Origin of the sequence: Gallibacterium anatis DSM 16844 = F 149 (assembly GCF_000379785.1) — a bacterium.
GTDB lineage: Bacteria > Pseudomonadota > Gammaproteobacteria > Enterobacterales > Pasteurellaceae > Gallibacterium > Gallibacterium anatis.
The window spans coordinates 1-21591 of sequence record NZ_KB903687.1 but is presented as its reverse complement, the minus strand read 5'-3'; the positions used below and the strand labels follow the sequence as shown (position 1 = coordinate 21591).

The following is a 21591-nucleotide window of genomic DNA, read 5'->3' as shown; positions in this document are numbered from 1 at the left end:
AGATAGGGCAGATCGATGAATCTGCCCTATTTTATTTATCCTTTCAAAAGTGGTACTACAAATATTTTAGTCGTTGATATAACTGCTTAAATTTCTCATATTTGCTGCGATATTGCTGGAATTTTTGCCGATCCGGTAGATAACGTGCTTCTAATTCAAGGGGTGGACAAAATGTGGCAATATCTTGCTCCGGATGCAATGCCATTTGTGCTAATTTAGCTGCACCAAGTGCCGGGCCGACATCGCCACCAACACGATACTCAAAGGTCATTCCACTAATATCGGCAAGCAGTTGTCGCCAGAAATGGCTTTTCGCGCCGCCACCAATCAACATAATATTGTCTGCTTTAATGCCGCTTTCGTGTAAAACCTCAATTCCCTCCATTAAAGCAAAACTCACGCCTTCCACCACTGCTCTTGCCATTTCCGCTTGTGTGGTATCGTGATGTAATCCCCAAAAAACACCGCTGGCATAAGGATCATTATGTGGTGTTCTCTCTCCGGAAAGATAGGGTAAAAATAAAACCTGTTTACTGCTTTCCGCCCGTTCCGCCAAAGCGAAAAATTCAGCAATATCATTGATACCTAATGCTTTGTTCGCCCAATCAATACAGGAAGCGGCACTTAACAGCACTGACATTAAATGCCAACGATTCGGTAAAGCGTGACAAAAGCTATGTACTGCTTTCGCCGGATTACTTAAAAAGCTGTCGGTAACAACAAAATAGACACCGGATGTACCTAGCGACAACATTGCCTGTCCCGGTTTATGTAAACCTACGCCTATCGCTCCGGCGGCATTATCTCCGCCACCAGCAACAACCGGCACCGATTGCATATTCCACTGTTGTGCCAATTCAGGCAACAGATAAGCACTAATTTCATTACCTTCTTGCAATTTAGGCATCTGTTGTTCGCTAAGATGACACGCCGATAATAAAGCCTCACTCCATTTACGCGCCCCAACATCCAACCACATTGTGCCTGCCGCATCGGACATATCACTCACATATTCGCCGGTCAGTAAAAAGCGTAAATAATCTTTTGGTAACAATACCTTAGCAATTTTATTGAAAACTTCCGGCTCGTGTTTTTCAATCCATTTTAATTTAGGTGCAGTAAATCCTGGCATCATCAAATTTCCAGTAATTTGACGAGAATTCGGTACGGCTTGTTCCAATTCCTGACATTCTGCAAAACTACGCCCATCATTCCATAAAATCGCCGGATATAATACCTGATTATGCTGATCCAACATTACCGCACCGTGCATTTGTCCGGTCAAGCCGATCGCCTTAACAGCAGAAAGATCCTGTTGTTGCGATAATTGTGTTAAACATTGTTGCAACGCCTGCCACCAATCTTCCGGATCTTGCTCCGACCACAGCGGCTGACGGCGGGTTACAGTTAATGATGCGGAAGTGGTCGCAATCATTTGTTGCTGTTCATTCAACAAAACTGTTTTGATACCGGATGTCCCTAAATCAATGCCGAGATACATAATTGTTCTCCCAATATCATTTTTATTTAACTAAAAAATTAAGGGTACACGACAAGTACCCTTAATTCCCGACTTATTTATAAATATATGAATTTACAATATTTTCCAACATTTCTTGACGACCTGAAACCGGTTTTGGTGCGATTTCATTGTTCACTACGTGTTCAGCAAGATCTGCTAAAGAAAGTTTGCCTTGAAGAATGTCCTGACCGAATTGAGTATTCCAGCCGGCATAACGTTCGTCTTTTAAGGCTTGTAAACGATCATTTTCAATCATATCCGCTGCAATCAATAGTGCACGTGCCAACACATCAATTCCGCCAATATGAGCGTGCATTAAATCATAACGATCAATACTTTGGCGACGAATCTTCGCATCAAAGTTAAAACCGCCGCTACCTAATCCGCCCGCCTTCAAAATTTCATAAATCACTAAGGCATTTTCTTCAACACTGTTCGGGAATTGATCGGTATCCCAGCCTAATTGTGCATCGCCACGATTCGCATCAATCGAGCCTAAAATGCCTAATGCAGCTGCAGTCGCCACTTCGTGTTGGAAAGTATGTCCGGCTAATGTTGCGTGATTTGCTTCAATGTTTACTTTAATTTCATTTTCCAAACCGAATTGTTTTAGGAAACCATAAACTGTCGCCACATCATAATCATATTGATGTTTAGTCGGCTCTTGCGGTTTAGGTTCAATTAATAATGTTCCTTTGAAACCGAGTTTATGTTTATTTTCCACCACAAGTTGCATAAAACGCCCTAATTGTTCACGTTCACGTTTCAAATCTGTATTAAGAAGTGTTTCATAGCCTTCACGTCCACCCCATAACACATAATTTTCACCGCCTAATTTCTGTGTCGCTTTCATCGCATTGAAAACTTGTGTTGCCGCACAAGCAAACACTTCCGGATTAGGATTGCTGGCAGCACCCGCCATATAACGTTTATTAGTAAAACAGTTTGCTGTCCCCCAAAGCAATTTAATACCGGTTTCTTCCTGTTTTTGAGCCAACAAATCAACGATTGTAGAAAAATTATACACATATTCTTTAAATGAATTGCCTTCCGGCGCAATATCCACATCGTGGAAACAGTAATAAGGCACACCTAATTTTTTGATAAATTCAAATGCAATATTTGCTTTTTCTTTCGCCGCTTCCAATTCTGTCGGATTTTTTTGCCACGGACGATCCAATGAAGCAGTACCAAACATATCAGTACCGTTCCAACAGAAAGTATGCCAATAACAAACCGCTAAACGAAGATGTTCCGCCATTGTTTTACCCAAAACAACACGATTCGCATCATAAAAACGATAAGCAAACGGATTAGTTGATTGTGCGCCTTCATATTTTACTTGGTCAATTTGATCGAAATAAGTTGTCATTTTCTATTCTCCTTGCTGGGTTAATTAAATTGATGAGCAAAGAGTAAAACCGAAAAATATCACCTTCAATTACGTTATTTCTTTTTGCCATTTAGATAATTGTTTTTTGTGATAAAGCTCACATTCTTGTTTTACCTCACAAATTTTCAATATTGTGAGAGGTATCACAGAAACGAAAAAACGTAATTGCAAAACAAAATTTATAAATTGTTCTGCCTGTTGAAATTGGCAATAGTAATAGCCGTTGTATTCCTAATCCTTTTAAATTATGAGGTGAATCATATGAAATTGAAAAAAACTTTATTATCCGTCGCACTTATTTTGGGTTGTATGAGTGGAATATCAAATGCTAAAGATTTAACGATTGGAATGTCCATTGATGATTTACGTTTAGAACGTTGGCAAAAAGACAGCTCAATATTTAGTAAAAAAGCCGAAGAATTAGGTGCAAAAGTATTTGTACAATCTGCAAACGGTGACGATGCCGTTCAAATTTCGCAAATCGAAAATATGATTAATAGAAATGTTGATGTATTAGTCATTATTCCACATAACGGTGATGTATTAAGTAACGTTATTGAAGAAGCCTCACGTTCAGGAATTAAAGTGCTTGCTTATGACCGTTTAATAAATAATGCCAATATTGATTTTTATGTTTCATTTGATAATGAAAAAGTAGGTGAATTACAAGCCGCCAGTTTGGTGAAATTAAAACCTACCGGAAATTATTTTTTAATGGGTGGTTCGCCGGTTGATAATAATGCCAAACTGTTCCGTAAAGGACAAATGAAAGTCATTCAGCCTCTAGTAGATAAAGGTGATATTAAAATCGTCGGTGATCAATGGGTGGATTCTTGGTTACCTGAAAAAGCATTACAAATTATGGAAAATGCTTTAACCGCTAACAATAACAAAATTGATGCTGTTGTTGCTTCCAATGACGCGACTGCCGGCGGTGCCGTACAAGCGTTACAAGCACAAGGTTTAGCCGGAAAAGTGGTGATTTCCGGACAAGATGCTGACCTCGCCGGGATTAAACGTATTGTTGCTGGCACACAAACTATGACCGTTTATAAACCAATTAGTAAATTGGCAAATACAGCTGCTGAAATTGCCGTGAAATTAGGTAAAGATGAAAAAGTTGAAAACAATGCCGTATTAAATAATGGTCTTAAAGACGTACCTTCCTATTTATTAACACCTATTGTCGTCACCAAAGATAATATTGATGAAACTGTTATTAAAGATGGCTTCCACACTAAAGAAAGTGTTTATAAATAATTATTTTTGAGGGAGTTCTCTCCCTCATTTTATTTTAAGGTGGTTTCTATGGATGTATTATTAGAAATGAAAGGAATAGTAAAAAAATTCGGCGACGTTAAGGCGTTGGATAATATTTCTATTTCTGTTTCTCCCGGAGAAGTGCTTTCTCTTTGTGGAGAAAATGGTTCCGGAAAATCAACATTAATGAAAGTGCTTTGTGGTATTTATCCTTATGGCGATTACGAAGGAGATATTTATTTTTCCGGTGAATTGCTAAAGTCAAAAAATATTAAAGATACAGAAAGTCGAGGCATTGCCATCATTCACCAAGAACTTGCTTTAGTAAAAAATATGACCATTATGGATAATATTTTTCTAGGCAATGAAATTACGCAATATGGTATTGCCGATGAAAATGAAATGTATCTCCGCTGCCAAAAAATGTTATCTCAAGTACAATTAAATGTTGATCCTTATACTGTAGTGGGTGAATTAGGTTTAGGTGAACAACAATTAGTTGAAATTGCAAAAGCACTAAATAAAAATGTACGTTTATTAATTTTAGATGAACCAACTGCTTCCCTCACAGAAAAAGAAACAGATATTCTGCTTGATCTTATTCGTAATTTAAAAGCACATAATATCGCTTGTATTTATATTTCTCATAAATTGAATGAAGTCAAAGCAATTTCTGATGAAATTTGTGTGATTCGTGACGGCACACATATCGGTACTCGTTCTGCAAAAGAGATGAGTGAAGACGATATTATTACTATGATGGTTGGCCGTGAGATTACTTCATTGTATCCACATGAAAATCACGATATCGGCGAAGAAATTTTATCGGTAAACAATCTGACTGCTTGGCACCACGTCAATACTCACATTAAACGTGTCGATGATGTCAGCTTCCAATTACACAAAGGTGAGATTCTTGGTATTGCCGGTTTGGTCGGTTCAGGCAGAACTGAAATCGTTCAATGCATTTTCGGCGCATATCCCGGCAAATTCCAAGGTGAATTTAAACTTAACGGCGAAATTGTAAAACATAACAGCTGCGCCGATGCGATTAAAAACGGCATTTTTATGGTGCCGGAAGATCGCAAGCGCCACGGAATTATCCCGATTATGGGTGTGAATAAAAATATCACCTTATCTGCTCTGGCGAAATATTGTCACGCCAACGTAATTAATGAAGCGTTGGAAGAAACCATCATTCAACAATCTATTCAGGAATTAAAAGTAAAAACGCCTAGTCCCGACCTTGCAATTGCCCGTTTAAGTGGCGGTAACCAACAAAAAGCCATTTTAGCCAAAGCGTTATTACTTAATCCTAAAATCCTGATTCTTGATGAGCCAACTCGTGGTATTGATGTTGGTGCAAAATATGAAATTTATAAATTAATCAATGAATTAGCTAAGAAAGGTGTTGCTATTATCGTGATTTCATCTGAATTACCGGAAGTGTTGGGTATCAGCGATCGTGTTTTAGTAATGCACCACGGAAAATTAAAAGGCAATTTAATTAATCATCAACTTACGCAAGAAAAAGTAATGGAAACTGCACTCAAGGAGTAGTCTATGAAAAACCTAAAATCCATTAATTTACAAGTGTATATTATGCTAATTGCGATTATCGTAATTATGCTGTTTTTCTCTTTTGCAACTGATGGTGCTTACCTTAGTGCAAGAAATATTTCTAATCTATTACGCCAAACCTCAATCACCGGTATTCTCGCAATTGGGATGCTTTTTGTCATTATTGCGGCTGAAATCGACCTTTCTGTCGGTTCACTGATGGGATTACTCGGCGGTTTTGCGGCTATTACTAACGTCTGGTGGGGCTGGCCTTTACCTACAACCATTTTAGCCACATTGATTTTAGGTTTAATCTTCGGTGTTTGGAACGGTTATTGGGTTGCATATCAACGCGTACCTTCATTCATTGTTACCCTTGCTGGATTACTCGCTTTCCGTGGAATTTTAGTCGGGATAACTAACGGCTCCACAGTCTCTCCAACCAGCCAATCAATGAATTTGATCGGTCAAGCTTATATTCCAGATATTTTCGGCTTAACCATCGGTGGTTTAGCAGTATTGGCTTTCATTTTATGGAACAGTCGTCAACGCCACGCTCGACAAAAACTACAGCTTCCAGTGCCGGCATTATCAAAAGATATTCTCACTTATGCTGCACTTGCCGTTTTATTACTAGGTTCAATTTACTTGTTGAATGACTATCGTGGTATTCCATTCCCGGTATTGTTATTAGCGATTCTTGCTGTTATCGGCTACTTTATTTCCAAAAAAACGGCTTTCGGACGCTATATTTACGCGATTGGCGGTAATATTGATGCCGCCAGATTGTCCGGTATCAAAGTGGAAAAAATTAAACTTGCGATCTTTGCGATTAACGGTTTGATGGTGGCGATTGCCGGCTTAATTTTAAGTGCCAGATTAGGTGCCGGTTCACCATCAGCCGGACAAAATGCGGAATTGGATGCAATCGCCGCTTGCGTTATCGGCGGTGCCAGCCTTGCCGGTGGTGTCGGTAGCATTTTCGGAGTGATTATAGGGGCTTTAATTATCGCTGCATTGGATAATGGTATGAGTATGTTAGACGTTCCGACGTTCTGGCAATATATTGTAAAAGGCGGCATTTTATTACTTGCCGTTTGGGTAGACTCTATCAGCAAGAAAAAAGAGTAATTTTCTCAACAAAAGCAAATGCGTTGGGTAAATCTCCCAACGCATTTTTATTTGTTATTTGCTTGTTTTTTCTTCCGGCAGAATTAAATTTAAAATTAATGCCAATAATGATCCTACGGTAATGCCCGAACCGAAAATTTCTTTAAAAAACGCTGGCAATTTATCAAGAATTTCCGGTCTGGTGGTAACAGCAAGCCCGCAACCGATCGAAATAGCAATAATTAAACCGTTACGTTTTGTTCTTTCCACTTTATCCAACATTTGAATACCGGCGGCAATAATCATCGCAAACATCATCAATCCGGCACCACCAAGCACAGGTAATGGAATTGAGACAATTAATGCGCCGAAAACAGGAAATAATCCGGCTAACACCAACAAACCGCCGGTCATCGCTACCACATAACGGCTTGCCACACCGGTAAGAGAAATAACGCCGATATTTTGTGAGAAAGAGGAAAACGGCGTTGTCGACATAATTGCTGCCAATGCTGAACCTACCCCATCACAAAGCACACCACGCCGTAAATGATCGCCGGTAATTTCCGTTTTTGTTGCATTACCTAACGCCAAAAAATTACCGCTTGATTCTACAATCGTCACCAGATAAGCAATGCTCATCCCGATAATGCCGGAAATTGGAAATGCCAAACCGAAATGTAACGGCTGCGGTAAAGCGAAAACCTGTGCCTGCTTAACGCCATCAAAATTCACCCAACCTAATGCCAACGCCACACAATATCCGGCGAGCATCCCGATAACAATGGCAGCGGCAGAAAAAATACCTTTACCCCATTGCACTAAAATCACCACCAACGCCAACACAAAAAGTGCCATCGTTAAATTTTCCGGCGTTGCATATTGAGGTTCACCACGTTGACCACCGGCAAACCAATCTACCGCAACAGGAATTAAACTTAAACCGATCATCGTCACCACTGTACCAGTAACAACAGGTGGGAATAGTTTCCGGATAGAAGGCATAAAGAAGCTGCCGATAATCATTACTAAAGAACCAACCAACGATGCGCCTAATATTCCGGCAACGCCATCTTCACTAAAACCAATCGCTAATGCCGCTGCCACAAAAGTAAAGCTGGTTCCCATTACACTCGGTAAACGAATGCCGATAGGCCCAACACCTAAACATTGAATAATGGTAACAACACCGGAAATCAGCAACGCCGCATTTACCAACACAATCGTGTCTGCTGTCGGTAACTGCAGCACATTTCCAATCACCAACGGTACTGCGATAATACCACCCAATGCGGCTAATAGATGTTGTGCCGCTAACAATAAACCTAAACCGAAAGGCGGTTTATCTTCCACGTTAAAAAGGAGTTGATTGTTCATAGTTCCTCAACAGTAATATAAAAAATGGTTGGGAATTATAGACTTGTCCCACTTGATAAGCAAACGTTTGCGTAAATTTAATAAAAATAGGTTACTGCGATAGTTTTTAATCTGTATATAATAATCACCTTTAAAGCCATCAAGGAGCAATCATTATGCAACAAAAATTAATCGCTTATAAAACAATGCCAGTCTGGACAGCAAAAACTTTACCGGCAATGTTTCAAGAAAAACACAATACAAAAGTCGGTACTTGGGGACAACTTCGTGTATTGAAAGGAAAACTTAAATTCTATGAACTTACTGAAGAAGGCGAAGTCATTAAAGAACACCTTTTTACAGCAGAAAGCGACATTCCTTTAGTCGAGCCTCAAGCTTGGCATCGTGTTGAAGCTGTTTCTGAAGATCTCGAATGCCAGCTCTCTTTCCTTTGCCGCCCTGCTGATTATTTCAGCAAAAAATATAATATGACAGCTACGCATTCTGAAGTGAAAGCCGCCAGCGAAATGCTCTCTCCTTGTAAAGTCTTGGATTTAGGTTGCGGACAGGGGCGTAACAGCCTTTATTTAAGTTTATTGGGTTATGACGTAACCTCTTGGGATCATAATCCGAACAGCCTACAATTTTTGGCAGAAACAGCACAAAAAGAGCAATTAAATATTAAATCTGCCCTTTATGATATTAATTCAGCCAACATTCAGGAAAATTATGACTTTATCGTTTCTACCGTTGTTTTTATGTTCCTAAACGCACAAGCGGTGCCGAATATCATTGAAAATATGCAACAACACACTAATGTCGGTGGTTATAATCTGATCGTTGCGGCAATGGATACAGCCGATGTACCTTGCCCAATGCCATTCTCTTTTACCTTTAAAGAAGGTGAATTGCGCCGTTATTATCAAGGTTGGGAGTTAGTGAAATATCAAGAAGAGATGGGCGAATTACACAAAACGGATGCAAACGGCAACCGTATTAAAATGAAATTTGTCACAATGTTGGCAAAGAAAACCGCTTAATTCTACTTGAGAATTTTCACATTTTGCCAAGCGTGCTAGACTAAATGAAATTTTAAGGAGACACTATGCGCGTTTGGCAAAAATCTATTCTGAACAAAATTCTTTTTATTGGCACAATTATTTTCCCTTTTTCACTCTTTGCGGCTTCCGAGCAGCCTCAACCGTCATCCGGAAGAGAAATTCAACACCCCTTTACTGTACAAAATAATGTTCTGCTTCGCCAACAATATCAGGATATTATGCAGCTTCTCAGCGGTGAAGTGAGCGAAACCACGATTGCTTTCGTTCGCCAAATTCTGCCTGCTATTGCACAATATCCGCTTGCCCCTTATGTTGATTATCGCCTATTCAGTAAACAGTCATTGATTGAACCACAGCAACTGAAGCAATTTATTCAGCAAAACCCACACTTTCTGTTAAATGATAATTTAATTGATCTGTTTTATAAGAAAGCATTTCAACAACAAGCTTGGCAACTTTTGGTGGACAACAAAACATCATTTCCCGCCAAAACAACGGCTCAACAATGCATTCAACTATTAGCAAAGCAAAAAACAAACAATGCAGCAAAAACACTTGATCTTCTTTGGCAAGATACGGAAAAACTTTGGTTAAGTGGGGACAGTCTGCCCGTGCAATGCGATCCGCTTTTTCAACTTTGGCAACAGTCAGGAAAGCTATCGGACCAACTTATCTTACAGCGTGCCGAATTGGCGTTGAAATCACAAAATAAAAATCTTATTCGTTATTTACAACAATTAACAGCTAATCTTGATTTACAAAAACAGTTACAGCAATGGGCAGATCTGCTTAGTAATCCGCAACAATTAATCGCTATCCAGTCCAATCTAACCCAATCCGCAACCAATAAACAATTACTGTTAGCTCTCTATCCTCTCTATTTAAGATTTTTCACCGAACAAAATCTGAATCTGACGCAAATACAACAACAAATTGAGGATTTGCAGAAAAACTGGCAGCTTACCGCGCAAGAGCTTAATTTACTTTATAAAGCGGTTTTACAACGCTTTTTTGATAATAAACAACCGGAATGGCAACAGTGGCGCGATCAAAAATTAATGCAATTAAAAGATAATAGCTTAATTGAACGCCGTATCAGACTGGCAATCCGTCAGCAACAACCGTTACAAAACTGGTTAGATCAGTTATCTGCTGACACAATAAATCAAGATGAGTGGCAATATTGGCGCGCTTGGCAGTTACAAAAAAAGGGTAAACAGCCGGACGCAGAGAAAATTTGGCAAAATTTAAGCCGAAAACGTGGTTTTTATGCGTTATTGTCGGCACAAACATTAAATATCGATTATCAACCGGTAATGCAGGATCTTCCACAACCGATCAATTTTGATGATTTATGGCAAGATCAAGAAATTGCCACCATTTTATCTCGTGTCATTGAATTAAGAAATTTCCGATATTTAGATGATGCCTACAGTGAGTGGCTATTTTTGCTGAATTTAGCAACTGCACAACAACAACTATTATTAGCGGAATATGCCTTACAGCAGCAATGGTATGATCTCGCTGTTGCCGCTACCATCAAAGCTAAAGCGTGGGATTATTTACGATTACGGTTACCGTTGGCTTATCTTGACTGGTTTAACATCAATGTGGCTGATAAAACGATCAGCAATAGTTTTGCAATGGCTATTGCACGACAAGAGAGTGCTTGGCGACCGAATGTACGCTCATCCGCCAACGCAATTGGTTTAATGCAATTACTGCCTAGCACTGCCAAAGCCACTGCCCAACAGGCAAATTACAGCCTTCAACGTGCTAATAACTTAACCGATCCGTTAGGTAATATTCTTTTAGGTACAGCACATTTGCAACAACTTGCTGAAAAATATGGGGATAACCGTTTATTAATTGCTGCCGCCTATAATGCCGGAGCTAATCGTGTTGATCGTTGGCTGGATGAAAACGGCGGAAAGCTTTCAATGGCGGAATTTATTGCCTCAATCCCTTTTTATGAAACCAGAAATTATGTACAGAACGTCGTAAGTTATGACTATTACTACCAACTGCTTTTAAAACAGGAGCTAAAAAAATTCAGCAAAACTGAAACTGATCGATTATACTAACCATACTAGTTTAATAGTAAATGAAAGGAGTAAGTTATGTATATCAGTCGTGATCTCGATCGATGGCAAGAATTAGTTACTTTTTTACGTCAAGGTTTCGCCTCCGGGAAAGAGCAAGAGGTGCTGATGATGTTATTAACCCCTGACGAGAGAGATTCACTCGGCTTACGCCTACAAATTGTTAAACAGTTGCTCGAAAAAAAATCGTCACAACGCGAGATTCAGCAAAATCTGAACACGAGCGTTGCTACCATTACACGAGGTTCAAACTTAATTAAGAGTATCGAACCTGATTTTCTACAATGGGTCAAAGCACAATTAGATGTTCAAAATTAAGTTTTGTTTTTCTCAAGCCTGCTATTCCCGACTTACTAAGTTAGTGCTTAGTATTATTGTATTTTTTATCTGTTGCGTACTGCTATTTCGTGTTGTTCCTGTTCCTTTTTCATCTTATATGCTGCAACAAGCCGTACAAAACAGTTTTAACAGCCACTATCACACTCGTCATCAGTGGGTCAGTCTTGATCAAATTGCACCTTCAATGCAACTTGCCGTTATTGCCGCAGAAGATCAAAAATTTCCTAAACATTGGGGCTTTGATCTTGATGCCATTGAAAAAGCAATAAAACGTAACCAATCTTCAAAAAGAACTTTCGGCGCTTCTACCATCTCACAACAAACAGCAAAAAATTTATTTCTATGGTCGGATCGAAGCTGGCTCAGAAAAGGCTTAGAAATACCGATAACACTCAGCTTAGAGTTATTTTGGTCAAAAAAACGAATTCTAGAGGTTTATCTCAATATTGCCGAATTTGGTGAAGGTATTTTTGGCGTAGAATCGGCAAGCCGTTTTTATTTTAATAAAAGCGCCGCTAAACTGACCTCTTCACAAGCGGCATTACTTGCAGCAGTCTTACCTAATCCATTGATTTATAAAGCTAATAAACCGTCAAGTTACGTTCAATCCCGTCAACGCTGGATCTTGCGACAAATGCAACAGTTAAACATTACTTATCTTAAGCAACTTAACTGAAAACATTAGACGAAAATATTCAGTAACCAATTGATACAAATAAAAATAGGGCTGTTAATAAGCCCTATTTTATTTATGGTATTTCAATGAAAATTATGCATTTTCCGATGGATCTACTGTTTCAGAAGAGGGATTAGATTTATCCTCTTTCGGCGTTTCATCTGCTTTCTCTTCCGGTTTAGTTTTTTCCACCCAACCTGCCGGTGGTGTTACTTCCTGACGTTCCATTAATTGCTTAATTTGCGGTTCATCGATGGTTTCATATTTAACCAACGCATCTTTCATTGCGTGTAAAATATCCATATTATCAATCAAAAGCTGTCTTGCTCGTTGATAATTACGAGAAACGATGTTACGCACCTCTTCATCAATGGTATGTGCTGTCGTATCTGACATATGTTTTGCTTTCGCCATTGAACGACCTAAGAACACTTCACCTTCATCTTCAGAATATAAAATTGGCCCTAATTTATCTGAAAAGCCCCATTGAGTGACCATATTACGGGCAATATTCGTTGCTACTTTAATATCATTTGAAGCACCGGTTGAAATATTTTCTTCGCCATAAATCAACTCTTCAGCAATACGCCCTGCATATAAAGTCGAAAGTTTACTTTCCAACTGTTTCTGACTAATGCTGATTTGATCACCTTCAGGCAAGAAGAATGTCACCCCTAATGCACGACCGCGCGGAATAATAGTGACCTTATGGACAGGATCGTGTTCAGGCACTAAATAACCGACAATAGCGTGGCCTGCTTCGTGATAAGCGGTAGACTCTTTCTGTTTATCCGTCATCATCATTGTTCGACGTTCCGGCCCCATATTAATTTTGTCTTTTGCCTTTTCAAATTCCAACATTGTCACTAAACGTTTATTTGTACGCGCCGCAAACAATGCTGCTTCATTAACCAAGTTTGCCAAATCAGCACCGGAATATCCCGGAGTACCGCGAGCGATAGTCATCGGGTCAACATCATTCGCCACCGGGATTTTACGCATATGGACTTTTAAGATCTGTTCACGTCCACGCACATCAGGCAAACCAACAACTACTTGACGGTCAAAACGTCCTGGACGTGTTAATGCCGGGTCAAGCACATCCGGACGGTTAGTTGCTGCAATCACGATAACACCTTCGTTGCCTTCAAATCCGTCCATTTCAACTAACATCTGGTTCAAGGTTTGCTCACGTTCATCGTGTCCACCGCCTAAACCGGCACCACGTTGACGCCCCACCGCATCGATTTCATCAATAAAAATAAGACAAGGTGCATTTTTCTTCGCTTGTTCAAACATATCACGCACACGCGATGCACCCACCCCAACAAACATTTCAACGAAATCTGAACCGGAAATGGTAAAGAACGGCACTTTGGCTTCACCGGCAATCGCTTTTGCCAATAAAGTTTTACCGGTACCCGGAGGCCCTACCATCAAAATACCTTTTGGAATCTTACCGCCTAATTTTTGGAATTTGCTCGGATCACGTAAGAAATCAACAATCTCACCCACTTCTTCTTTCGCTTCATCACAACCTGCAACATCGGCAAACGTTGTTTTGATCTGTTCCTGCGTCATCATTCTGGCGCGGCTTTTGCCAAATTTAAGCGCACCGCCGCCACCGCCTTGCATTTGACGCATAAAGAAAATCCATACTCCGACAAGAAGTAACATCGGGAACCAAGAAATCAAGATTTGTGCCAATAACCCACGTTTTTCAGGTGCTGTACCGGACACTTTAATATCTTTCTTCAATAAATCATCAAGCACTTTATCATCATACAACGGCATTACTGTTTGGTAAGTATCGCCATTTTTCTTGGTTACGGTGATTTCATTACCATCAAAACGCGTTTCAGAAACTTGATTGTTACCAATATCGGTAATAAAAGTGGAATAATCAACACCATCCTTAGTATTGCCGGAAAAGCCTTGGAACAGCGTCATCAGCACAATTGCGACAACACTCCAAAGCATAATATTTTTAAGCATATTATTATTTTTCAAGGTAAATCCCCGTTATTTGTGTGTTTAAAAAACGTTTATCCTGTGGTTAAAGTTTATAACCCATTGCTACAATATAAACCTCTCGAGAACGATCTCTCGATGCTTCCGGTTTACGCACTTTCACTATCTTAAATAATGAACGAATTTCTCGTAGATATTCATCAAAACCCTCTCCTTGAAACACTTTCACCACAAAACTACCTTGTGAAGCAAGAACCTGCTTACACATATCTAAAGCCAACTCAACAAGATACATCGCACGAGGAATATCCACTGAAGGCATTCCGCTAAAATTCGGTGCCATATCCGACATCACCACGTCCACCTTGTCATCACCGATTTTTTCCAACAATGTATTTAATACTTTTTCTTCACGAAAATCCCCTTGTAGGAAATCAACACCAACAATAGGATCCATATCTAAAATATCACAAGCAATAACCCTGCCCCTCTCTCCGATTTGCGTAACAACATACTGTGACCAACCGCCCGGTGCAGCGCCAAGATCGACAACAGTCATATTCGGTTTAAATAACTTATCCGTTTTTTGGATTTCATCTAATTTGAAATAAGCTCTGGAACGTAATTTTTGCTTGTGAGCCTGTTGAACAAATTTGTCTTTGAAGTGTTCGTTAAGCCAACGTGTAGAACTTGCCGAACGTTTCTTTTTACCCATAATGCTAATGTCTGAAAATCAATTAAATTAATACTCTAAAAAATACTCGTTACTATATGATGATTAACGCCCAAATTTCAAGGCAAACAACCATAAATTCAACGAATACTGTAATAGGCCACACAATTATAGACAATTCCAGTGAATTTAGAATAAATTCTAACCGCACACCTCTAGCCCTATATTTTCAGCATACACTCCAAATGAAATAAAAATAACCTTAATAAAAGATCTGTGAGATATTGAAATTTTTCCTAACCCCTTGTTTTTTTTTTTTTTTTTTAAAATAAGAAAATTTAAACTGCATTTCAACTAAAAACTCGGTTGTTACCTTAATTGCTTTTATCTTATGGAGAAAAACATTATGCATTTGCCAATTAAAATTTCCAGTCTTGCCCTCTTTGTTACTTTTTCATTAACTGCTTGCGGTAGTTCCGGCGGTGGTTCTGGTAATTCCAACAAAAATGAAACTATTGCTAATAATCCACAAATTGTGCAAAATGAAAAGGCACTACAAACTCAGTTAGAGAAGTTGAAACAGCAACAGACAAGAACCCAAAAAAACCTTGAAGATGAGCGTCAAAAATTAGCTAAAAAAGAGAAAGAATTACAAGATCTCAAATCAAATAATCAAATCGATCAAGAAAAATTATCTTCCCTACAAAAAGATCTCGAACAAAACAAAGCCTGCGTTTCCAGCCTAGAAAAAACCTTATCAGAACAACAAACTGAAGCCGCTCAAGCTCGCCGTAATTTAGAAGCTCAACTTGCCGCAGCCAATAGTGCTTTAAATGAAAAAAGCAAAGCACTGGAAGATCTGCAAAATAGTCAAAATGCCAATCAAGCATCACTACAAAAAGCACAAATAGAGTTACAAGCCAGCCAAAGCGAAGTAGCAAAACTCAATCAACAACTTGGTGAATTGAAACAATTATATCCACAAGCAGAATTTGCCATGGGTAGTCGGGTAAGAAATCGTCCAAAGAACGACCGCTCTTTGATTGAAAGCTTTTCGGGATTATTGCCTGAAGGAGTAACCGAAGAACAAACCGTGCGCAACCTGCTATTTACTCCAAAATCAGTGGGAAAACAACAACTTGTACATCATCATGTTCAACAGCAAATAGATGGACGCTATGTTGATATGGACTATACGTTCTATCATTATCAAGATGGGGAAGCCTATTTAGTAGAAGTATGGGGTGACGGTACAATTGATGGTCAAGAAGCCTATCCGTCTATTGTTGCTTATGGCGGTAAAGCTACACCAGTTGAAAAATTTGATACATTCAAACAGGCTCAAGTTGTTAAAAAATATGATGTCAAAATGGCACCGGGAACTGAGCGTTGGTGGGATAGTTACAACATTACATTCACAGCAGATTTTGGCAATGAAAAAATTTCAGGTATTGCGAAAAAAATTAATCTCAACAATGACTTTACTGCTAATGAAGACATTATTTTCCCTAAACAGCCTATTTTCGTAGAAGATGGTGCTATCCGCTTTGGAAGCAATGAAGTATTCGTTCACGTTAATTTTAAAGATGAATCTGACGATATGAAATACGAAGGAATGTTTATCGGCGAAAATGGAGAAAAAATTGTAGGGCGAGTAGGGGGAAGTAGCCTAGTGGGTAAGGAAAAGAAATAACCTTATTTTATCAATAACTACAGTAAGGCGTGTATTAACTGCACGCCGATTATTTTTAATACTCTATGCTTATGCGATTTTCAATACCAGTTTTTACCTTATTTTTGTTATTTATTAGCAACACACTGTTTGCCGCACAAAAATTATCACAACCCTTGCCAATCAGCAATATTGCTCAACCTGAACAACCACCGCATCAAATGCAAAATACGCCAACAGAAAACGGGAATTGGCAACAGGTTGATTTCTCTACTAATATACAAAATCAACTGAATTTCGCATTGCGTAAACGCAACGCAGCAGAAATCGCCTATTGGCTCAAACACTATCAAGCAAACACGCCACAGCAACAATTTCTGCGCGATTATGCTCAGGGCGTATTAGCACAGCTCAATGGGGATTATACACAGGCAGTTACTTACTATCGCCAATTATTAGCTCAATCACCAGATCTAAACCCGATCCGCCTTGAGCTTGCACGCTCACTGTTTGCCTTAAAACAAGACGATAATGCGCGCACTCAATTTGAAAAATTACTTTCCGCAGCGGATTTACCTTCCCCATTACAACGAGAAATCGGTGCTTATCTCAATACCTTGCAACAACGCAATCAATGGGAAATTCAATTGAGTGGATATTATGTACGTGATACAAATGTGAATAACGCCAATGATACAAAACAAATTGAAGGTATCGCTCAGCTATATAAAAAAGATGATTGGTTACCACAAACTGCGCACGGCATTGCTTACAGCCTACAAGTAAGACGGGATTTCAACCTTTGGCAAGCCTATTATCTACATTTAAACGCGGAATTATTTGGCAAAACCTATTGGGATAATCACGATTATGATGATCTCTACATCCGTACTTATGTAGGAATAAAACACAAAAGCCAACGCCAAACTTGGGCGCTTTTGCCTTTTTACGAACGGCGTTTTTACGGCAATCATCGCTATCAAGAAGGTACAGGATTACGCTTAGAATATCAACGTTGGTTATCGCCAAATTGGCAAATTAGCTCCGCATTGGAATACACTCGCACGCGTTATGATGAAATTGCGAGCCTAAATGGGAATAATCGTTTGTGGTCAAACACCCTAATTTGGCTTACTAGCCCACGACAATTTTTTATTTTTGGGGTTGATCATCAACAAGAACGCACGCAAGTAAAACGCTACCAAAACCATACACAAACCTTGCGCTTAGGCTGGGGACGAGAATGGCAATGGGGTATTTCAAGTCGAATTCAATTTAGCATAGCTAAACGACATTATAAAGACAAAGCAAAAATTGCGATTTTCTCACTAGGTAAAATTCGCCAAGATCACATTTATCGTGCGGAGATTTTACTATGGAAACGAGATTGGCACTGGCTTGGCATCACCCCTAAATTACAATTCCAATGGAGAAAACAGCACAGCAACTTACCATCACTCTATAATTACCAGAACAAAAGTATTAATGTGATTTTTGAGAAAAACTTTTAAAAAACACTAACAAATGGTTAATTTTTCTAGTTATTATCACAGATACATTACTAATTTAAAGATTGTCGGGAACAATAGTTAAATATATGCGGGTTATATTTGTCTTCTAATTGTGCTAATTTCTTTCTATTTCAGTCATAAACGTTTAAAATGTAGCACTTTTAATTTACTGAAAAGGGATACTTATGTCATTAACATTATCAACAAAACAGAAACAGTATCTGAAAGGTTTGGCTCATCACCTTAACCCTGTAGTTATGCTTGGTGGAAACGGACTGACTGAAGGTGTCATTGCTGAAATCGATAACGCATTAAATCACCACGAGCTCATCAAAGTGAAAATTTCCGGCGTTGACAGAGAAGAGAAAGAACTTGTAGTCGCTGCAATAGAACGTGAAACCGGTGCTTGTGCAGTACAACGTATTGGGCATATTCTGGTGCTTTATCGCCCTAGCGACGACCCCACCATTGTTCTGCCTAAAAAATAAAAAAAGAGTAGCTTAATCACTTAAGCTACTTCTATTTCTCTTTATGCTGTCGGCATCTCATCCCAAGTTACAAATTCATTCACATCATAACGATAACTTTGATGAGGTTCTTTTACCTTTTTACCAATAGCGATTAACAATACATCTTCGTACCGTTCAGAAATAGAAAATGTGGAACGAAGCGCTTGTGAGTTATAGCCAATCATTGGGCTCGTATTCCAACCTTTTTCTTCAGCAGCCAACATAAAGCTCATTGCGAAAAGCCCAATATCCAATCCAAGGAAATTCATTATTTTTTGCTGCTCTAATCCCTGATAGAAACCTACCGTCATTCCAATCATTTGTTGTTTCAGTTCTTCCGGTAAAAAGCCTTGCTTAACCTGAGTTTCATTCAACTTTTCTACTAATGGTTGTTTAATTGCTTCACGATCTGCCAAAATCATCAATACTGCTGAAGCATCCAATACTTGTTGTTGATTAAATGCGCTCGGTGCTTTTCCTGCTAAAGCGAGAATCGCCGATAACTCTTCCCGACTGATTTTAACATTAGGATCTAAATAACGATTGGCGTGACGATTTAGTAAAGATGATTCTACACTCATATATACTCCTTAAAATATTATAATTAATGCTATCCCACATTTTCACAGCAGGGTTAATTTTCTCTTTGAACTAATATAGATTCAGTAAAGAAGCCATTACAATCGTCTGTAATGGCTCCAAAAGTATTGAAATATACTGCAAATATTGCAGTAATGACTTTCTATTTAAGATAGCTGGCTAATAATTCCGCTTTATCCGTACGTTCCCAAGGGAATTGCTCACGACCGAAATGCCCATAAGCAGCTGTTTGACGATAAATAGGTTGGATAAGATCCAACATTTTGATTAAACCATAAGGTCTTAGATCAAAATGTTCTCTTACCGCCTTCACCAACAATTCATTATCAACTTTTCCTGTTCCGAAGGTATCAACCATAATTGAGGTCGGTTCAGCCACACCTATAGCATAAGATAATTGAATTTCGCAACGATCCGCTAATCCGGCAGCTACAATATTTTTAGCAACATAACGTGCCGCATATGCCGCTGAACGGTCAACTTTTGACGGATCTTTGCCAGAAAATGCACCACCGCCGTGACGCGCAGCACCACCGTAAGTATCGACAATAATTTTACGTCCGGTTAATCCACAATCTCCCATAGGCCCGCCGATAACAAAACGCCCGGTTGGATTAATGAAATATTTCGTATTTGTAGATAACCAATGTGCCGGAAGAACCGGTTTAATGATCTCTTCCATAATGCCTTCGCGTAAATCCTTATCGGAAACAGAATCTGCGTGTTGGCTTGAAAGTACTACGGTATCAATCCCTTGAATTTTGCCATTTTCATAAATAAAGGTAATTTGACTTTTTGCATCAGGACGTAACCAAGGCAACACACCACTACGGCGCACTTTGGACTGCTGCTCCATTAAACGGTGGGCATAAGTAATTGGAGCAGGCATTAACACTTCTGTTTCATTAGTAGCATAACCAAACATTATCCCTTGGTCACCAGCACCTTGTTCTAATGGATTTTCTCTATCAACACCTTGATTGATATCAGATGACTGTTTACCGATTCCATTCAATACTGCACAAGAATGGCCATCAAATCCCATCTCTGAAGAGGTATAACCGATATCACAAATAACTTGGCGCGCTAAATGCTCAATATCTACCCACGCTGATGTTGTAATTTCACCACCAATTAAAGCCATACCAGTTTTGACATAGGTTTCACAAGCGACTCGTGCTTTTGGATCTTGTTCTAAAATTGCATCTAAAACAGCATCTGAAATCTGATCTGCGATCTTATCCGGATGCCCTTCAGATACTGATTCAGAAGTAAATAAATATTTTGACATAACAATTCCTTATTAAAATCTCTAAGTGCTAATTTCAATTTATTTTAATAACATTAAGTAGAAAACATTAAAGAGAGGTTATTAGATAGATGTTTTTACTTCTAGACGGCTATAATACCGTTTATTTTATATTTGACAAGTAATTTTTTAGCTAGCTATTGGTTAGCTAATGATTTTACATTCTTATAAAAATTCGATGATCGCCGAAGCGATCATCATAAATAAAGGAGAGCTTTATAATTTTTTATTTAATAGCAAAAGGTTTATAGCAACATAAATACTTAATTGGATATAGAAGTCTCTTATCCGACGCACTTTCTTTAATGCCGTTTTTATTTCAAGTGTAATCATAGAATGTACCTCATCTTCCACTGGTGGTTGTTGTAGAGTTGCAATACTGACCTGAAATACTGCGGCTAAAGCAGCCCAAGTTTCCAAACCAACCCGATCTCCCTTTTCCACTCGATAGATTGTACGTGTAGATAATCCTGTTAGTTCCGCTAATGTCTCTTGAGTCCAGCCATTTTTTTCTCGAAAAATTTTGACAGAATTCATACATAGAAACCTCTTATTAATAAAGTTCATCACATCATAAAAACAACATAAATTAAATTTAACGCACTACAGATATTTTCACTTTATAAAAGGTTTAACAACGACAATTATCAGACAAAAAACTGACATCAGCATTATTAATAGGAATAGCCGGATAACAAATGAGAATCAAGGTGAGATGGATAACGCAAAAATAAAAAAACGCTAACCTTTCGGTTAGCGTTTCTTCCTCTAAATAAAAAACCTGGCAGTGACCTACTCTCACATGGGGAATCCCCACACTACCATCGGCATTACAACATTTCACTTCTGAGTTCGGCATGGAGTCAGGTGGTGCTATTGCATTCTCGCCGCCAGGATTATCCTGTCTATACACTGCTTCTCTCTCGCTTTTGCTTTTGCTTTTGCTTTTGCTTTTGCTTTTGCTTTT

18 protein-coding genes and 1 rRNA gene are annotated in these 21591 nt (G+C 38.9%); 10 read left to right on the top strand and 9 right to left on the bottom strand.

Annotation, left to right across the window (positions count from 1 at the left end):
• Nucleotides 1–55: 55 nt before the first annotated feature.
• Nucleotides 56–1501 (bottom strand): xylulokinase, encoded by a 1446-nt coding sequence (gene xylB, locus A3EO_RS0104685; RefSeq protein WP_018346227.1) that lies wholly within the window; start codon nucleotides 1499–1501, stop codon nucleotides 56–58.
• Between the two features lie 73 nt (nucleotides 1502–1574).
• On the bottom strand, nucleotides 1575–2894 hold the full coding sequence (gene xylA, locus A3EO_RS0104680; RefSeq protein WP_013745385.1) for a xylose isomerase: 1320 nt from the start codon (nucleotides 2892–2894) through the stop codon (nucleotides 1575–1577).
• Between the two features lie 282 nt (nucleotides 2895–3176).
• Here xylA and xylF point away from each other — a divergent pair, with 282 nt between their 5' ends.
• The 3 genes from xylF to A3EO_RS0104665 are packed head-to-tail and all read left to right on the top strand — an operon-like array spanning nucleotide 3177 to nucleotide 6866.
• Nucleotides 3177–4175, top strand: coding sequence for a D-xylose ABC transporter substrate-binding protein (xylF, locus tag A3EO_RS0104675; RefSeq protein WP_018346226.1), 999 nt, complete (start codon nucleotides 3177–3179; stop codon nucleotides 4173–4175).
• 48 nt (nucleotides 4176–4223) lie between these two features.
• The gene (locus tag A3EO_RS0104670) at nucleotides 4224–5735 is read left to right on the top strand and encodes a xylose ABC transporter ATP-binding protein (protein ID WP_018346225.1); all 1512 of its coding nucleotides are present in this window, start codon (nucleotides 4224–4226) and stop codon (nucleotides 5733–5735) included.
• A 3-nt stretch (nucleotides 5736–5738) separates the two neighbouring features.
• Nucleotides 5739–6866, top strand: a complete 1128-nt coding sequence (locus tag A3EO_RS0104665; RefSeq protein ID WP_018346224.1) for a sugar ABC transporter permease — start codon at nucleotides 5739–5741, stop codon at nucleotides 6864–6866.
• Between the two features lie 54 nt (nucleotides 6867–6920).
• On the opposite strand, the gene A3EO_RS0104660 is transcribed toward A3EO_RS0104665, so the two are convergent.
• On the bottom strand, nucleotides 6921–8222 hold the full coding sequence (locus A3EO_RS0104660) for a nucleobase:cation symporter-2 family protein (protein WP_018346223.1): 1302 nt from the start codon (nucleotides 8220–8222) through the stop codon (nucleotides 6921–6923).
• A gap of 155 nt (nucleotides 8223–8377) precedes the next feature.
• On the opposite strand from A3EO_RS0104660, the gene tehB reads away from it, so the two are divergent.
• The 4 genes from tehB to mtgA all read left to right on the top strand — a co-directional run bounded on the left by tehB (nucleotide 8378) and on the right by mtgA (nucleotide 12379).
• Nucleotides 8378–9241, top strand: a complete 864-nt coding sequence (tehB, locus tag A3EO_RS0104655) for an SAM-dependent methyltransferase TehB (protein ID WP_018346222.1) — start codon at nucleotides 8378–8380, stop codon at nucleotides 9239–9241.
• A gap of 65 nt (nucleotides 9242–9306) precedes the next feature.
• Nucleotides 9307–11346: a transglycosylase SLT domain-containing protein gene (locus tag A3EO_RS0104650; protein WP_018346221.1), complete on the top strand. Its 2040-nt coding sequence runs from the start codon at nucleotides 9307–9309 to the stop codon at nucleotides 11344–11346.
• A gap of 36 nt (nucleotides 11347–11382) precedes the next feature.
• Nucleotides 11383–11682, top strand: coding sequence for a trp operon repressor (trpR, locus tag A3EO_RS0104645; protein WP_013745392.1), 300 nt, complete (start codon nucleotides 11383–11385; stop codon nucleotides 11680–11682).
• Entirely contained in the window at nucleotides 11669–12379 is a 711-nt protein-coding gene (gene mtgA, locus A3EO_RS0104640; protein ID WP_018346220.1) for a monofunctional biosynthetic peptidoglycan transglycosylase, read from the top strand. Before trpR ends, mtgA begins: the two co-directional genes overlap by 14 nt.
• A gap of 93 nt (nucleotides 12380–12472) precedes the next feature.
• On the opposite strand, the gene ftsH is transcribed toward mtgA, so the two are convergent.
• Together ftsH and rlmE are read right to left on the bottom strand one after the other, a co-directional pair.
• Nucleotides 12473–14374: an ATP-dependent zinc metalloprotease FtsH gene (gene ftsH, locus A3EO_RS0104635; RefSeq protein ID WP_026211001.1), complete on the bottom strand. Its 1902-nt coding sequence runs from the start codon at nucleotides 14372–14374 to the stop codon at nucleotides 12473–12475.
• A 61-nt stretch (nucleotides 14375–14435) separates the two neighbouring features.
• Entirely contained in the window at nucleotides 14436–15065 is a 630-nt protein-coding gene (rlmE, locus tag A3EO_RS0104630) for a 23S rRNA (uridine(2552)-2'-O)-methyltransferase RlmE (protein ID WP_018346219.1), read from the bottom strand.
• Nucleotides 15066–15429: 364 nt separating this feature from the next.
• On the opposite strand from rlmE, the gene A3EO_RS0104620 reads away from it, so the two are divergent.
• From A3EO_RS0104620 to yhbY, 3 genes are all read left to right on the top strand, one after another.
• On the top strand, nucleotides 15430–16716 hold the full coding sequence (locus tag A3EO_RS0104620) for a hypothetical protein (protein WP_018346217.1): 1287 nt from the start codon (nucleotides 15430–15432) through the stop codon (nucleotides 16714–16716).
• A gap of 104 nt (nucleotides 16717–16820) precedes the next feature.
• Nucleotides 16821–18206 (top strand): porin family protein, encoded by a 1386-nt coding sequence (locus A3EO_RS0104615; RefSeq protein ID WP_233432255.1) that lies wholly within the window; start codon nucleotides 16821–16823, stop codon nucleotides 18204–18206.
• Between the two features lie 185 nt (nucleotides 18207–18391).
• Nucleotides 18392–18694 (top strand): ribosome assembly RNA-binding protein YhbY, encoded by a 303-nt coding sequence (gene yhbY, locus A3EO_RS0104610; RefSeq protein ID WP_018346215.1) that lies wholly within the window; start codon nucleotides 18392–18394, stop codon nucleotides 18692–18694.
• 41 nt (nucleotides 18695–18735) lie between these two features.
• Here the strand turns inward: yhbY and A3EO_RS0104605 are convergent, their stop codons facing one another.
• The 4 genes from A3EO_RS0104605 to rrf all read right to left on the bottom strand — a co-directional run bounded on the left by A3EO_RS0104605 (nucleotide 18736) and on the right by rrf (nucleotide 21519).
• Nucleotides 18736–19296 carry a nitroreductase family protein gene (locus A3EO_RS0104605; RefSeq protein WP_018346214.1) on the bottom strand — a complete coding sequence of 187 codons (561 nt, stop codon included), beginning with the start codon at nucleotides 19294–19296 and terminating at the stop codon, nucleotides 18736–18738.
• A gap of 161 nt (nucleotides 19297–19457) precedes the next feature.
• Nucleotides 19458–20606 (bottom strand): methionine adenosyltransferase, encoded by a 1149-nt coding sequence (gene metK, locus A3EO_RS0104600; protein WP_013745402.1) that lies wholly within the window; start codon nucleotides 20604–20606, stop codon nucleotides 19458–19460.
• A gap of 234 nt (nucleotides 20607–20840) precedes the next feature.
• Nucleotides 20841–21161: a helix-turn-helix transcriptional regulator gene (locus A3EO_RS12655; RefSeq protein ID WP_018346213.1), complete on the bottom strand. Its 321-nt coding sequence runs from the start codon at nucleotides 21159–21161 to the stop codon at nucleotides 20841–20843.
• Nucleotides 21162–21403: 242 nt separating this feature from the next.
• A 5S ribosomal RNA gene (gene rrf, locus A3EO_RS0104590) occupies nucleotides 21404–21519 on the bottom strand.
• Between the last annotated feature and the right edge of the window lie 72 nt (nucleotides 21520–21591).

Bases quoted from the DNA above. Each gene is read 5' to 3' on its own strand.
- A3EO_RS0104665 (WP_018346224.1), top strand. From the start codon at position 5,739: ATGAAAAACCTAAAATCCATTAATTTACAAGTGTATATTATGCTAATT.
- yhbY (WP_018346215.1), top strand. From the start codon at position 18,392: ATGTCATTAACATTATCAACAAAACAGAAACAGTATCTGAAAGGTTTG.
- ftsH (WP_026211001.1), bottom strand. From the start codon at position 14,374: ATGCTTAAAAATATTATGCTTTGGAGTGTTGTCGCAATTGTGCTGATG.
- mtgA (WP_018346220.1), top strand. From the start codon at position 11,669: ATGTTCAAAATTAAGTTTTGTTTTTCTCAAGCCTGCTATTCCCGACTT.
- xylB (WP_018346227.1), bottom strand. From the start codon at position 1,501: ATGTATCTCGGCATTGATTTAGGGACATCCGGTATCAAAACAGTTTTG.
- rlmE (WP_018346219.1), bottom strand. From the start codon at position 15,065: ATGGGTAAAAAGAAACGTTCGGCAAGTTCTACACGTTGGCTTAACGAA.
- xylA (WP_013745385.1), bottom strand. From the start codon at position 2,894: ATGACAACTTATTTCGATCAAATTGACCAAGTAAAATATGAAGGCGCA.
- A3EO_RS0104660 (WP_018346223.1), bottom strand. From the start codon at position 8,222: ATGAACAATCAACTCCTTTTTAACGTGGAAGATAAACCGCCTTTCGGT.
- tehB (WP_018346222.1), top strand. From the start codon at position 8,378: ATGCAACAAAAATTAATCGCTTATAAAACAATGCCAGTCTGGACAGCA.
- A3EO_RS0104670 (WP_018346225.1), top strand. From the start codon at position 4,224: ATGGATGTATTATTAGAAATGAAAGGAATAGTAAAAAAATTCGGCGAC.
- A3EO_RS0104650 (WP_018346221.1), top strand. From the start codon at position 9,307: ATGCGCGTTTGGCAAAAATCTATTCTGAACAAAATTCTTTTTATTGGC.
- xylF (WP_018346226.1), top strand. From the start codon at position 3,177: ATGAAATTGAAAAAAACTTTATTATCCGTCGCACTTATTTTGGGTTGT.
- A3EO_RS0104620 (WP_018346217.1), top strand. From the start codon at position 15,430: ATGCATTTGCCAATTAAAATTTCCAGTCTTGCCCTCTTTGTTACTTTT.
- metK (WP_013745402.1), bottom strand. From the start codon at position 20,606: ATGTCAAAATATTTATTTACTTCTGAATCAGTATCTGAAGGGCATCCG.
- A3EO_RS12655 (WP_018346213.1), bottom strand. From the start codon at position 21,161: ATGAATTCTGTCAAAATTTTTCGAGAAAAAAATGGCTGGACTCAAGAG.
- trpR (WP_013745392.1), top strand. From the start codon at position 11,383: ATGTATATCAGTCGTGATCTCGATCGATGGCAAGAATTAGTTACTTTT.
- A3EO_RS0104605 (WP_018346214.1), bottom strand. From the start codon at position 19,296: ATGAGTGTAGAATCATCTTTACTAAATCGTCACGCCAATCGTTATTTA.